The following is a 13,639-nucleotide window of genomic DNA, read 5'->3' on the forward strand; positions in this document are numbered from 1 at the left end:
GCGCACCGCATTTCCCGCACCAGGTCAGGCCGGAGCCAGCTCGAGGACCAGGTCGCCGCCGTCGACCGGCTTCGTGCCGGTGAAGGCGAGCCGCTGGACGACTCCGCTGACCGGTGCGGTGATCGAGGCCTCCATCTTCATCGCCTCGATCGTCGCGACGACCTCGCCTGCCTGCACCGTGTCGCCGACTGCGACGGTCGGGGTCACTGCTCCCTGGAAGGGGGCCGCGACGTGGCCGGCCTTCGTGCTGTCCGCCTTCTCGGCGGTGGCGACCTCGGCGGCGACGGACCGGTCGCGCACGCTGACCGGCCGCAGCTGTCCGTTGATGGTGCACATGACGGTGCGGAAGCCACGCTCGTCGGGTTCGCCGATGGCTTCGAGCCCGAGGAGCAGCTTGACGCCCTCGCCGAGGACGACTTCGTGCTCCTCGCCCTGGCTGAGCCCGTAGAGGTAGTCGCGGGTCGGCAGCACCGACACGTCGCCGTGGGCCTGGCGTGACTCGTCGAAGTCGCGGGTCGGGCCGGGGAACAACAGCTGGTTGAGGGTACGACGGCGACCGAAGTGATCGCCGGTCGCGAGCGCGTCCTGCTGCTGGAACGTGAGGGTCGGCTCGGACGCCTTCCACGTGCGTCCCGCCAGCGCCTTCGTGCGGAACGGCTCGGGCCAGCCGCCGGGCGGGTCGCCGAGCTCGCCGTTGAGGAACCCGATGACGGAGTCGGGGATGTCGAACTTCCCGGGATCTGCCTCGAAGGCGTCGGGGCTGGCGCCGGCGCCGACGAGGGCGAGGGCGAGGTCGCCGATGACCTTGGACGACGGGGTGACCTTCGGGACGTTGCCGAGGATCCGGTTGGCGGCGGCGTACATGTCCTCGACCTGTTCGAACTTCTCGCCGAGGCCGAGCGCGATCGCCTGCTGGCGCAGGTTGGAGAGCTGGCCGCCGGGGATCTCGTGCGTGTAGACGCGGCCGGTGGGCGCCGGCAGCCCCGACTCGAACGGGGCGTAGAGCCGGCGGGTGGCCTCCCAGTAGGGCTCGAGGGCGTTGACGTTGTCCAGGGACAGCCCGGTCTCGCGGTCGGAGTGGTCGGTGGTGGCGACCAGGGCGGAGAGCGCCGGTTGCGAGGTCGTGCCCGACATGGAGGCGCAGGCCGCGTCGACCGCGTCGACACCGGCCTCGATGGCGGCGAGCAGGGTGGCCAGCTGGCCGCCCGGGGTGTCGTGGGTGTGCAGGTGCACGGGCAGGTCGAACTCGTTGCGCAGGGCGGTGACCAGGGTCCGGGCAGCGGGAGCGCGGAGCAGGCCGGCCATGTCCTTGATCGCCAGCACGTGCGCGCCGGCGTCGACGATCTGTTCGGCCAGGCGCAGGTAGTAGTCGAGCGTGTAGAGCTTCTCGTCCGGCGAGGACAGGTCGCCGGTGTAGCAGAGGGCGACTTCGGCGACCGTGGTGCCGGTTGCGCGTACCGCCTCGATCGCGGGGCGCATCTGGTCGACATCGTTGAGGGCGTCGAAGATCCGGAAGACGTCGATGCCGGTCTCGGCGGCCTCGGTCACGAACGCCTGCGTCACTGCCTCCGGGTACGGCGTGTAGCCGACCGTGTTGCGGCCGCGGAGCAGCATCTGCAGGCAGATGTTGGGCACCGTCTCGCGCAGGGCGGCCAGCCGCTCCCACGGGTCCTCGGCGAGGAAGCGCAGCGCGACGTCGTACGTCGCCCCGCCCCAGCACTCGAGCGACCACAGCTCGGGCGTCAACCGGGCGACGTGCCCGCCGACACCGAGCAGGTCGATGGTCCGCACCCGGGTGGCGAGCAGGGACTGGTGGGCGTCGCGGAAGGTCGTGTCGGTGACCGCGACGGTGGTGCGGGCCCGCAGGTCGCGGGCGAACTGCTCCGGACCCGCGGCGAGCAGCTGCTGCCGGCTGCCAGCGGGCGGCGGGGTCGACAGGTCGATCGCCGGGAGCTTGGCGACCGGGTCGACCCAGTCGTCGGAGGAGGCCCGCGCTGCGCCGTACGGCTGGTTGACGGTGACGTCCGCGAGATAGGCGAGCAGCTTGCTGCCCTGGTCGCCCGACGCACGGGTCGCCAGCAGCCACGGGTGGGTCTCGATGAACGAGGTGGTGACGTGCCCGGACGCGAAGTCCGGGTCCCGCAGCACGGCCTCGAGGAAGGCGATGTTGGTGGAGACGCCGCTGATCTTGAACTCCGCCAGCGCGCGCCGGGCCTTCTCGACGGCCTTCTCGAAGGTGCGTCCACGACACGTCAGCTTGGCGAGCATCGAGTCGAAGTGGGCGGACACCTCGGCACCGGTGTAGGTCGTACCGCCGTCGAGCCGCACGCCCGGTCCGCCCGGTGAGCGGTAGGTCGTGATCTTGCCGGTGTCGGGACGGAACCCGTTGGCGGGGTCCTCGGTGGTGATCCGGCACTGCAGGGCCGCGCCGCGCAGCCGGATGGAGTCCTGGGTGAGCCCGAGGTCGGCGAGCGTCGCGCCTGCCGCGATCCGCAGCTGGGACTGGACCAGGTCGACGTCGGTGACCTCCTCGGTCACCGTGTGCTCGACCTGGATGCGCGGGTTCATCTCGATGAACACGTAGTTGCCGTCGGGGTCGAGGAGGAACTCGACCGTGCCGGCGTTCCGGTAGCCGATCTCGCGGGCGAACCGGACGGCATCGGCACACATCCGGTCACGGATCGCGGGGTCGAGGTTCGGCGCCGGCGCGATCTCGACGACCTTCTGGTGGCGTCGCTGCACCGAGCAGTCGCGTTCGAAGAGGTGGATCACCCCGTCGGCGCTGCCCGTCCCGTCGGCGAGGACCTGCACCTCGATGTGGCGCGGATCGACCACGGCCTGCTCGATGAACACGGTCGGGTCACCGAAGGCGCCCTCGCCCTCGCGCATGCACGTCTCGATCGCCTCGCGCAGCTGTGCCCGGTCGTCGACCCGACGCATGCCGCGCCCGCCACCACCAGCGACGGCCTTGACGAACAGCGGCGCCGGGATCGCCTCGGCGGCCGCCAGGAGTGCGTCGACATCGGTCGACGGGTCGACCGACTGCAGGGTCGGCACCCCCGCCGCCCTTGCCGCCGCGATCGCCCGCGCCTTGTTGCCGGTCAGGGTCAGGACCTCGGCCGAAGGCCCCACGAAGGTGATGCCGGCGTCCACACATGCCTCGGCCAGGGCCGGGTTCTCCGACAGGAAGCCGTAGCCCGGGTAGATGGCGTCGGCGCCACAGGCCAGCGCCGCCGCGACGATGGCGTCGGGATCCAGGTACGTGCGGACCGGATGGCCGCGCTCGCCGATCTCGTAGGCCTCGTCCGCGCGGAGCCGGTGCTCACTCCACCGGTCCTCGTGCGGGAACACGGCGACCGTACGGGCGCCGATCTCGTGGGCGGCGCGGAAGGCGCGGATCGCGATTTCGCCGCGGTTGGCAACGAGGACCTTGGTGAACATGGGACTCCCGTGGTGAGGAAGAGGCGCCCGGGCGCAGGGTGGTCCCGGACGGCGCAAGATTATTCGCGCGTGCCGTCACCGCGTGGGGCTGTCCGTACTCCGGAGCAGCAAAAACCCACCGGGGCAGGTCCTTGCGGACTCGCCCCGGTGGGTTGGGCTGCAGCTGTGCTCAGGCGTTCTTGATCGCCGAGATGTCGAACTCGAGCTTGATCTTCTCGGAGACGAGCACGCCGCCGGTCTCGAGCGCGGCGTTCCAGGTCAGGCCCCAGTCCTTGCGGTTGACGGTGACGTCGCCCTCGAAGCCCACGCGGATGTTGCCGAACGGGTCCTTGGCCGAGCCGTTCTCCTCGAAGTTGATGGTGACCGGCTTGGTGACGTCCTTGATGGTCAGGTCGCCGGTGACGGCCCAGTCGGTGCCGTCGCGGGAGACGTCGGTCGAGACGAACTTCCACTCGGGGAACGTGGCGACGTCGAAGAAGTCGGGGGAGGAGAGGTGGCCGTCGCGGTCGGCGTTGCCGGTGCTGACGCTGCCGGCGTTGATGGTGACCGTCACCGAGGAGTTGGCCGGCGTCGCGGTGTCGATGTGGGCGGTGGCGGACCAGTCGCCGAACTGGCCGCGGACCTTGGTGACGACAGCGTGGCGGGCCACGAAGCCGAGGCGGCTGTGCGCCGGGTCGAGCGTGTAGTCGCCGGTGATGTCGGAGAGGGCTGCGTTGTCGGTCATGTAGGGCTCCTGGGGTCGAGTAGTTGAAGTATCAATGACTTGAACCAATGGTGACATGTCAACCATTCCCCCGCAAGGGGTGACCTGGGTCACGTTGCCACAAGCGCCGCCCTCGATCAGCCCACAAAAAGCAGGAAGCCGCCCCCTGGGCGGGGGCGGCTTCCTCGGGTCTGGGTCAGGCGGCAGCGTGACTGTGCGCGATGGCGGGCTGGCCGACCTCGATCCACACCGCTTCCATGCGGGTGCGGCCGTCGGCTGCCGTCACGGGTACCCAGCGCATCTCGAGCCTGGACGTCGTCTCGGTGTTGGTCATGGGACACCTCCTGTTCACCTTGTGTTCACCAAGATAGCACGTCCTCCACCTTGAACCCGGAAAACGCAGGAAATGGACCCGACCTGCTCCACCCGAGGGCCGGATCGCTCGTTCCAGCGGGCGTCGACCCTCCATTTCCCGAGCCAGTGACGGTGGTCACTCAGGCCAAGGAGCCAGTTCCTGCCCAAATTCGGGCAGGAACTTGAGATTTGGTGGACACGGCTGCACTCTCAACCTTGTGTACGTCGACCCGCGGCTGCTGCGCCACGTCCAGGAGTCCAGCGGGCTGGCCCCCTCGGAGGCCGAGCGCCTGGTGGAGGACGTCCTGTCCTTCCATGCCGAGGCGGTGGAGGACCTGGTCCGCCGCCGGCACGCCGAGCTGAAGACCAACGGCTCGAAGAACGCCGAGATCTTCGCCCGACTCCGCGACGAACTCAGCGGCCGCGTGGTGGCCGCCCCCGACCTCTCCGAGCGCCAGCTGCGCCGGATCATCTACGGATAGGTGTCTCGAGACGGTCGCTGCGCGACCTCCTCGACAACCGAAAGGAACCACACATGTGCGGCATCGTCGGATACATCGGCACCCAGCAGGCGGCCCCGCTGCTCCTCGAAGGGCTGACCCGACTCGAGCACCGCGGCTACGACTCCGCCGGCGTGGCGGTGGTCAGCGGTAGCGGGGTGAAGGTGGCCAAGCGGGCCGGCCGGGTCCGTGACCTCTCGGACGGACTGCCCAAGCGGTTCTCCGGGAAGGTCGGCATCGGCCACACCCGCTGGGCGACCCACGGGCCGGCCAACGACGTCAACGCCCACCCGCACACGAGCGTCGACGGCCGCGTCGCCGTCGTCCACAACGGGATCATCGACAACGCCTCGGCCCTGCGTGCGGAGCTGGGGGACCAGGGCATCGAGCTGGCCTCCGACACCGACACCGAGGTGCTCGCCCACCTGATCGGCCGTTCCACCGCGTCGACCCTGGAGGCCCGGGTCGCCGAGGCGTTGAGCCGGATCGACGGCACCTACGGCATCGCCGTGACGCACGCCGACTTCCCCGACCGCATCGTCGTGGCGCGCAACGGCAGCCCGCTGCTCATCGGCGTCGGCGACCACGAGATGCACGTCGCCTCCGACCTGGCCGCGTTGATCCGCTACACCACGACGGTGGCCCACCTCGAGGACGGCGAGATGGCCACGGTCACCGCCGGCGGTTTCAAGACCTATCGTCTCGACGCATCCGGCCTGTCCGCCACGAACCGCAGCGCCAACGAGGTCGACGTCGACCCCGAGTCCTACGAGGCCGGCGACCACGACTCCTTCATGCACAAGGAGATGCTCGAGCAGCCCGCCCGCGCGGAGGCCGTGCTCCGGGGCCGGATGGACGAGCGCTTCGGGACCGGCCACCTCGGCGGCCTCAACATGGACGCCCGCCAGCTGCGCGCGATCCGGCGGGTCAAGATCCTCGGGTGCGGGTCGGCGTACTACGTCGGCCAGATGGGCGCGGCCCTCATCGAGGAGCTGGCGCGGATCCCTGCCGACGCCGAGGCGGCCAGTGAGTTCCGCTACCGCAACCCGATCATCGAGCCGGACACCCTCTACGTCGTCGTCAGCCAGTCGGGCGAGACCATCGACTCGTTGCTCGCCGTCCAGGAGGTACGACGCAAGGGCGGCCGCGTGATCGGTCTGGTCAACGTCGTCGGCTCGGCCATCGCCCGTGAGGTCGACGGCGGCATCTACCTGCACGCCGGGCCGGAGGTGGCCGTCGCGTCGACGAAGGCGCTCACCAACATGTACCTCGCGTTCGCCCTGCTCGCCGTCCAGCTCGGGCGGGTGCGCGACCTTTCGATCTCCGACGGCCAGCGCCTGATCGCCGCGCTGAAGGCCATCCCCGGCCAGATCGAGGAGATCCTCGCGAGCGAGGACCAGCTGGCGAAGGTGGCCCACTCGCTGGCGCGGGCCGAGAGCCTGTTCTTCATCGGCCGGGTGCGCGGCTTCCCGGTCGCCCGCGAGGGCGCCCAGAAGTTCAAGGAGATCAGCTACCGGCACGCGGAGGCCTACCAGACCAGCGAGCTCAAGCACGGTCCGCTGGCACTCATCTCGACGTCCCTGCCGACGGTCGCGATCGTGCCCGACGACGAGCTCGTCGAGCGCAACGTCGCTGCCCTGCACGAGATCAATGCCCGCGGTGGCCCGCTCACGGTGGTCACCCACGCCAGCGTGGACCTCGGTGACCTGTCGGGCGTGGTCGAGCGGATCGACGTACCGCGCAGCGAGCGCGAGCTGGACCCGATCCTGCTGACGATCCCGCTGCAGCTGCTGTCGTACCACGCAGCGCTGGAGCTGGGTCACGACATCGACAAGCCCCGCAACCTGGCGAAGTCCGTCACTGTCGAGTGATGAGGAGCGAGACCAGGACCGGATGGTGGTCCGAGGGCAGCGGCGCGAGGTAGCGGGAGCCGTCCATCCGGTAGTCGACCTCCCAGGTGGCCACGTGCGTGCGGGCCGGCGCGAACACCCGATCGATGTGGTTGCCCCACCTCCACGACGTGCGGGGCGTCGTGCTCGTCCCGCAGGCGGAGTTGCGGTACGGCCGGGACAGGTAGCGAGCCGCCTGGTCGTAGGCGTCGTCCTGGCCGTCGGAGTGCATCCGGTTCAGCGGGGTGTCCCTGGCGCGGCTGCGGGTCGAGTTGAAGTCGCCGGCATAGACGATGGGCGAGTCGGGGAAGGTCGCCTTGACCGTGTCCGCCAACAGGTCGGTCTCGAGGCCTCGTCGCGTGTCGCCCGCTGTGTCGTCGCCGTTCCAGAGGTGCGCGCTGACCACGACGACCTCCTGCTGGGAGGCCTTGTCGCGCACCTTCACCCAGCACGCGCCGTGGACGGGGTCGTCGTACTGCGCGAAGAGAAGACCGCCGGCGGTGCCCGGCACGACCTCGTACGTGGCGTAGCGGACGAACAGGGACTGCAGGTCGTGGGACGGGTGGCCGGTGCCGTCACCGGTCTGGCAACCGCGGGTGAAGGTGCCGTCGAGCGCGCTGGTCAGGTAGGGCGTGGCCAGGTTGCCCTCCTGGATGGCGACGATGTCGGCACGTCGGCCGTTGGCGCCGATGTTCATCTGGAGGACCCTGTCGCGCACCCGGGGGCCGCGGGCGCTCCACGCGCCCAGCGTGCTGGTGCAGGCGCTGCTGCAGGTGTTGTAGGTCGCGATCGCCATCGGGATCGGGCTCGGCGGCACTGGCCGGTTCGCTCGAACCGTGACCTTGCAATGGAGGCCTCCGCGATGGCCGAAGCCACTGCGGTTGCGAGCGCGGATCTGGAAGCAGTACGTCGACCCGGGGCGGAGTCCGGTGGCAACGCCCCTCTGGACGCTGCTGCTGGTCCCGCGGACCGTCACGGTCCGCTTGGTGCTCGAGCCCTGGACCTCGGTGCTCGAGATCGCCCCGGACGAGAGGGCGAGCTCGATCTGGTACGACGTCGCGCCGCGCACGCGCGGCCACTGCACCTCGACGGCCACCGACGGTCCCCGGTTGAGGATCTGCGCGTTCACCCACGAGATGCCGGCCCGGCCCGGCCTGGCAGCGAGGGCGGGAGCAGCGCTCAGGCCGACCAGTGGCAGAGCACAGAGGAGCGCAACGAGGGCACCCGCCCAGCGATGTGTCCGGTGGGTTCGCCTGCCGATCGTGGTGCGCATCGAGTCCTTCTCCCTGCCTCTCCCTGCCAGTCGGCGCCGGGGATGGCGACCTGAGAATTCCGGCCGCCGGGGGCGCCGCCGGGGAGGGTGACCCATCGCACCGCGCTGACGATCGCCCGTGATAAGCCTCACGGCCCTAGGCTGAGGGGGTGAGTGAGCCCGCAGAGCACGAGACCGCCACGTTTGCCGACCTCGGTCTCGGCGAGCGGATCCTGAAGTCCTTGTCGGACGTCGGCTATGAATCGCCGTCCGCCATCCAGGCGCAGACCATCCCGCACCTCCTCGCAGGTCGCGACGTGATGGGCCTGGCGCAGACCGGAACCGGCAAGACGGCCGCCTTCGCGCTGCCGATCCTGGACCGCCTCGACCTGAGCCAGAAGACCCCCCAGGCGCTGATCCTGGCCCCGACCCGTGAGCTCGCGCTCCAGGTCTGCGAGGCCTTCGAGAAGTACGCCGCCACCATGCGCGGCGTCCACGTCCTCCCCGTGTACGGCGGCCAGGGCTACGGCACGCAGCTGTCCGCGCTCCGCCGTGGCGTCCACATCGTCGTCGGCACCCCCGGCCGGATCATGGACCACCTCGAGAAGGGCACGCTCGACCTCACGCAGCTGCGCTTCCTGGTCCTCGACGAGGCCGACGAGATGCTCAACATGGGCTTCGCCGAGGACGTCGAGACGATCCTCGCCGACACCCCGGACACCAAGCAGGTCGCCCTGTTCTCCGCGACCATGCCGAAGACCATCAAGTCGCTGTCGGCGAAGTACCTCAACGACCCGGTCTCCATCTCGATCGAGCGCAAGACCCGCACGGCCGAGAACATCACCCAGCGCTACCTGATCGTCAGCTACCCGCAGAAGGTCGACGCCCTCACCCGCATCCTCGAGGTCGAGAACTTCGAGGGGATGATCGTCTTCGTCCGCACCAAGAGCGAGACCGAGCTCCTCGCCGAGAAGCTGCGCGCCCGGGGCTACAGCGCCGCCGCGATCAGCGGTGACGTCCAGCAGGCCCAGCGCGAGCGGACCGTCAACCAGCTCAAGAGCGGCAAGCTCGACATCCTCGTCGCCACCGACGTCGCGGCCCGCGGCCTCGACGTCGAGCGGATCAGCCACGTCGTCAACTACGACATCCCGACCGACACCGAGGCCTACGTGCACCGGATCGGCCGCACCGGCCGCGCCGGCCGCAGCGGTGACGCGATCTCGTTCGTCACCCCGCGCGAGCGCTACCTGCTCAAGCACATCGAGAAGGCGACCCGGTCGACCCTCGAGCAGATGCAGCTCCCCACGGTCGAGGCCGTGAACGTGACCCGCCTGGCCCGTTTCGACGACCAGATCACCGCCGCCCTCGAGTCGCCGAGCATCTCGTTCTTCCGCGACGTGGTCAGCCACTACATCCGCGAGCACGACGTCCCCGAGGTCGACGTGGCCGCCGCCCTGGCGATCGCGATGCAGGGCGACACCCCGCTGCTGCTCGACCCGGCCGCCGAACGCACCGTGCGCGCCAAGTCGTTCGACCGCCCCGACAGCTCTGACCGCGGCGATCACCGCAAGCGCGACGGCTACGGCTCCGACCGTGGCGGTTCGCGTGGAGACCGCCCGCGCCCCGACCGGAGCGACCGTCCGCCGGCGGCCGGCCTGGCGGCGTACAAGATCCAGGTGGGCAAGCGCCACAAGGTGGAGCCGCGCCAGATCGTCGGCGCGCTCGCCAACGAGGGAGGCCTCGACCGTCGGGACTTCGGCCGGATCACCATCCGCCCGGACTACTCCGTCGTCGAGCTGCCCAAGGACCTCTCCGCCGAGACGTGGGCGAAGCTCAAGACCACGCGGATCAGCGGCAAGCTGATCGAGCTGCAGGTCGACCAGGGTCCGCCGAAGCGCTGATCGGTCTGGCTGTGGAGCAATGGTCGCGTCGCGCGAGGGCAACCGCCCTCGTTGCGGTCGCGACCACTGCTGTCTCGTGGGCCGCAGGGTGCGCGGCCACGACGGCCGAACCCGAGGCCGTGGCGTCGCCGAGCGGTGCGAGTACGACGACCACGGCACCTGCCGCGACGCCGACCTCCCCGACCTCCCCGGCCGCGCCGTCCGCACCGGCCACGTCGGCCGTCCCGGCGAAGGCGGGTGGCGCCCGCGCCGACGTACCGCTGGTCGAGATCATGGCCCAGCTGGCCCGCCGGGCCGAGCGGATCGCCAAGAAGCTGCCCAAGGTCGTCATCCCGACCGACGTCGACAGCGGCAGCAACCGGGCGCTCGGCTACCAGCTGATGATCGAGTTCGGCTTCCCTGAGGACCAGTGGCCCTACCTCGACGCGCTGTGGCACCGCGAGTCCGGCTGGAACCAGTTCGCCGACAACCCCACCTCCAGTGCCTACGGCATCCCGCAGTCCCTGCCCGGCACCAAGATGGCCGTCGTCGGCGCGGACTGGCAGACCAACCCGGAGACCCAGATCCGCTGGGGCCTGGCCTACATCGCCGCGCGCTACGGGAACGCCCAGCGGGCGTGGGCCCACTCGGAACGCGTGGGTTGGTACTAGGCCGTTTCGGATGAGCCCTGGTGGACGTCGAGGTGGAGCGCTCGCGCGATCAGGTCGACGAGCGGGCCGAGCAGCACGATGACGGCGAGCGTGCCGACGCCGACGGTGGCGCCGAGCAGCCACCCGATCAGCGCGCCGCCACCCTGCACCGCGCTGTAGGTCCACCGGAACGGGACCGGCGGGTCCCACGCGAGTGCCGCGGCCTCGGCCGGCCCGGCGCCGGTCTGGCTGCCGAGGTAGGTCGCGATGCCGATCGCCAGCACCGGGAACGCGACGGCCAGGAACACGATCCGCAGCGCCAGGTCGTCCGGTCGGGAGAGCAGGTCGAGGGCGACGGACACGGTCACGCCGACGAGGAGCACCTGGACCACGGTCCCGACGCCGGGGAACACCTTGCGTGTCGCGGCGAGTGCCACGAACAGCACGCCGATGCCGAGGTTCGCGATCCAGAACTCGACGTCGAGCGCCATCGCGACGCCGTTGACGAGCGTCGAGTAGCCGTCGGAGCCGAGGTCCGCGCGGAGCAGGAAGCCCACGCCGATGCCGAGGACGACGCAACCGCCGAGGAGCAGGCCGTAGCGGCGGAGGAGGGGGGCCACGGCCCCCACCCTGTCAGGTGGCGGGTACGACGGCCGCGAGGTCGGCCATCGCCAGGTCCCGGTCGCACGCCGCGCCCGCGACCAGGCCCGTCGCCGCAGCGGTGAGCACCGAGGCCATCGGCATCGGCAGGTCGCGGTGGTGCGCGAGGTCGCCGGCGGCGTACACGCCCGGACGGCTGGTGGCGCCCATGATGTCGACGTGGATGCCGCCGAGGTCGCCGCTCTCCAGGCCCAGCTGCTCGGCGAAGGGCGCAGCCTGGCGCCAGGTCGGTGCGACGAACATCCCGCCCAGCTCGACGGAGTGCTCGTGGCCGAGCAGCGCGCGCAGCCCGTCGCCCGAAGCCTCGACACCGAGGACCGGACCGGTGTGCACCTCCAGGCGCAGCGCCTTGATCGCGGCCAGCACCTCGGGTTCCGGCTCCGCCCCGTTGGTGAGTACGACGACCTCGCTCGCCAGGCGCGACATCAGCTGCGCGAGCATCGGGATGTGCGGCCCGGCGCCGAGCAGGCCGACGCGGCCGTCGGCGAGCTCGTGGCCGTGGCAGTACGGGCAGTGCGCGACGACGGTGCCGAACAGGTCGGTCAGTCCGGGGACGTCGGGCAGCTCGTCGGTGAGACCGGTGGCGAGCAGCACCCGCCGAGCGGTCACGTCAGGCGCGTCATCGACCGAGACCACGAACGCGTCGGGCTCGCCGCTGATCTCCGTCACGGCCTGCTCCACGAACGAGACCGTGTCGTAGCGCTCGATGTCCTTGCGGGCCGCGAGGCGCAGCTCGGCGGGCGGGGCGCCGTCGTGGCCGAGGAAGTTCTGCATGTGCTCGGCCGGGTCGTTGCGGAACCGGTCGGTGCTGAACACCACCACCGAGCGCCGCATCCGGCCGAGGGTCAGGGCGGCCTGGAGGCCGGCGGAGCCGGCGCCGATCACCGCGACGTCGTACTGCTCTGTCTTCTGTGATTGCTTCATGGCCTCATCGTGTGAGTTCATGTTCACATGAAGTCAAGCCCGCAGGACGTGCGCTGGTCGATCGGTGATCTCGCGAGCCGGTTCGAGCTCGAGACGCACGTGCTGCGGCACTGGGAGGACAAGGGCCTGCTGCATCCGGCGCGCGACTCCGCGGGCCGGCGGTACTACGGCGAGGACGACGCCTACCGGGTCGCCGCGATCATCGCGAGCAAGGAGTCGGGGATGAGCCTCGACCAGATCCGCACCCTGGTCGACGCGTCGGCGGACGGCCGTCGGCAGGCGCTGAAGCAGCATCTCGTCGAGCTCGACCGGCGTGAGGCCGAGCTCGCCCGGTCGCGTCACATGACCGAGCACGCGCTCGAGTGCCGGGCCCACGACATCACCACCTGCCCGTCCTTCCAGTCGCACGTCGCCGACATCGTCGAGGGCACCCGTCGCGGTCTGCCGTGGGTGAACGGGCACGGCACCCACTCTTCATGAAGGAGGGGAGTGACCGGACGGCCCTCCTCGTGGTCTAGTGACCCAGATCACATTCCTCGGCAGAAGGTGTCGCTCCATGTCCCGGTCACTGCGTCTCGTCCTCTCCTCCCTCAGCGGCCTCGCGGCCGCGCTCGTCACCCTCGTCGGCGTGCCCGCACCGGCCCAGGCCGCCGCGGCGCCGTACGTCGCCCTCGGTGACTCGTACTCCTCCGGCGTCGGCACCCGCAGCTACATCAGCGACGGGACCAGCTGCCAGCGCTCCAACTACGCCTATCCCAAGCTGGTGGCGGCGCAGAAGGGCTACGCGCTGAACTTCAAGGCCTGCTCGGGCGCCACCACGAGCACGGTCACCAACAGCCAGCTGAGCGCGCTGAACACGGGCACGGAGTACGTCACCATCTCGGTCGGCGGCAACGACGCCGGCTTCAGCAGCGTGCTCACCGAGTGCGCCCAGCCGGGCTGGATGTCCAACTGCGACGGGGCGATCAACACCGCCCAGTCCTTCATCAACAACACGCTGCCCGGACGGCTGAACACCCTCTACGCCTCGATCAAGTCCAAGGCGCCCAACGCCGTGGTGGTCGTCGTGGGCTACCCGCGGATCTTCCAGGGCGAGGACTGCAACGCCGCCACCTGGTTCTCCCCGGCCGAGGAGACGCGGCTGAACGCGACCGCCGACCTGCTCAACGGCAAGCTCTCCGCAGCCGCCAGCGCCAAGGGCTTCAAGTGGGCCAACCCGACGTCGCGGTTCATCGGGCACGCGGTCTGCGACGACGTCGAGTGGCTCAACGGCCTGTCCAACCCGGTGAGCGAGAGCTACCACCCGAACAAGCTGGGCCACTCGTCCGGCTACCAGCCGCTGGTGGCGGGCCTGCTCGTCGGCTGACGGGAACCGCGGTGGGTGCG

Annotated in this window: 12 protein-coding genes; 6 read left to right on the forward strand and 6 right to left on the reverse strand. The window is 70.4% G+C overall.

Annotated features, from left to right (window positions below):
* Window positions 1–24: 24 nt before the first annotated feature.
* The 3 genes from ACOACQ_RS16350 to ACOACQ_RS16360 form a co-directional block, all read right to left on the reverse strand.
* Window positions 25–3,441 (reverse strand): pyruvate carboxylase, encoded by a 3,417-nt coding sequence (locus ACOACQ_RS16350; RefSeq protein ID WP_420288786.1) that lies wholly within the window; start codon window positions 3,439–3,441, stop codon window positions 25–27.
* Window positions 3,442–3,610: 169 nt separating this feature from the next.
* The gene (locus ACOACQ_RS16355) at window positions 3,611–4,165 is read right to left on the reverse strand and encodes a YceI family protein (RefSeq protein ID WP_378601487.1); all 555 of its coding nucleotides are present in this window, start codon (window positions 4,163–4,165) and stop codon (window positions 3,611–3,613) included.
* Window positions 4,166–4,340: 175 nt separating this feature from the next.
* On the reverse strand, window positions 4,341–4,478 hold the full coding sequence (locus ACOACQ_RS16360) for a hypothetical protein (RefSeq protein ID WP_378601485.1): 138 nt from the start codon (window positions 4,476–4,478) through the stop codon (window positions 4,341–4,343).
* 238 nt (window positions 4,479–4,716) lie between these two features.
* On the opposite strand from ACOACQ_RS16360, the gene ACOACQ_RS16365 reads away from it, so the two are divergent.
* On the forward strand, window positions 4,717–4,980 hold the full coding sequence (locus ACOACQ_RS16365) for a hypothetical protein (protein WP_378601483.1): 264 nt from the start codon (window positions 4,717–4,719) through the stop codon (window positions 4,978–4,980).
* A gap of 53 nt (window positions 4,981–5,033) precedes the next feature.
* Window positions 5,034–6,869, forward strand: a complete 1,836-nt coding sequence (gene glmS / locus ACOACQ_RS16370) for a glutamine--fructose-6-phosphate transaminase (isomerizing) (RefSeq protein ID WP_420288787.1) — start codon at window positions 5,034–5,036, stop codon at window positions 6,867–6,869.
* On the opposite strand, the gene ACOACQ_RS16375 is transcribed toward glmS, so the two are convergent.
* Window positions 6,856–8,160 (reverse strand): endonuclease/exonuclease/phosphatase family protein, encoded by a 1,305-nt coding sequence (locus ACOACQ_RS16375; RefSeq protein WP_420288788.1) that lies wholly within the window; start codon window positions 8,158–8,160, stop codon window positions 6,856–6,858. The genes glmS and ACOACQ_RS16375 overlap by 14 nt on opposite strands.
* A gap of 149 nt (window positions 8,161–8,309) precedes the next feature.
* Between ACOACQ_RS16375 and ACOACQ_RS16380 the strand changes: the two genes are divergently transcribed.
* Together ACOACQ_RS16380 and ACOACQ_RS16385 are read left to right on the forward strand one after the other, a co-directional pair.
* On the forward strand, window positions 8,310–10,040 hold the full coding sequence (locus tag ACOACQ_RS16380) for a DEAD/DEAH box helicase (RefSeq protein ID WP_378601473.1): 1,731 nt from the start codon (window positions 8,310–8,312) through the stop codon (window positions 10,038–10,040).
* Between the two features lie 119 nt (window positions 10,041–10,159).
* Window positions 10,160–10,690, forward strand: a complete 531-nt coding sequence (locus ACOACQ_RS16385) for a lytic transglycosylase domain-containing protein (protein ID WP_420288789.1) — start codon at window positions 10,160–10,162, stop codon at window positions 10,688–10,690.
* Here the strand turns inward: ACOACQ_RS16385 and ACOACQ_RS16390 are convergent.
* Together ACOACQ_RS16390 and ACOACQ_RS16395 are read right to left on the reverse strand one after the other, a co-directional pair.
* A complete protein-coding gene (locus ACOACQ_RS16390) occupies window positions 10,687–11,289 on the reverse strand; it encodes a hypothetical protein (RefSeq protein ID WP_378601469.1) in 603 nt (200 codons plus the stop codon). The genes ACOACQ_RS16385 and ACOACQ_RS16390 overlap by 4 nt on opposite strands.
* 13 nt (window positions 11,290–11,302) lie before the next feature.
* A complete protein-coding gene (locus ACOACQ_RS16395) occupies window positions 11,303–12,253 on the reverse strand; it encodes an NAD(P)/FAD-dependent oxidoreductase (RefSeq protein ID WP_420288790.1) in 951 nt (316 codons plus the stop codon).
* Between the two features lie 27 nt (window positions 12,254–12,280).
* Between ACOACQ_RS16395 and ACOACQ_RS16400 the strand changes: the two genes are divergently transcribed.
* Both ACOACQ_RS16400 and ACOACQ_RS16405 read left to right on the forward strand, forming a co-directional pair.
* Complete coding sequence (locus ACOACQ_RS16400) at window positions 12,281–12,733, forward strand: MerR family transcriptional regulator (protein ID WP_378601466.1); 453 nt, start codon at window positions 12,281–12,283, stop codon at window positions 12,731–12,733.
* Window positions 12,734–12,809: 76 nt separating this feature from the next.
* Complete coding sequence (locus tag ACOACQ_RS16405; RefSeq protein WP_378601464.1) at window positions 12,810–13,619, forward strand: SGNH/GDSL hydrolase family protein; 810 nt, start codon at window positions 12,810–12,812, stop codon at window positions 13,617–13,619.
* Window positions 13,620–13,639 lie beyond the last annotated feature (20 nt).

This window comes from Nocardioides sp. CPCC 206347 (assembly GCF_048654605.1).
In the GTDB taxonomy this organism is placed as follows: domain Bacteria; phylum Actinomycetota; class Actinomycetes; order Propionibacteriales; family Nocardioidaceae; genus Nocardioides.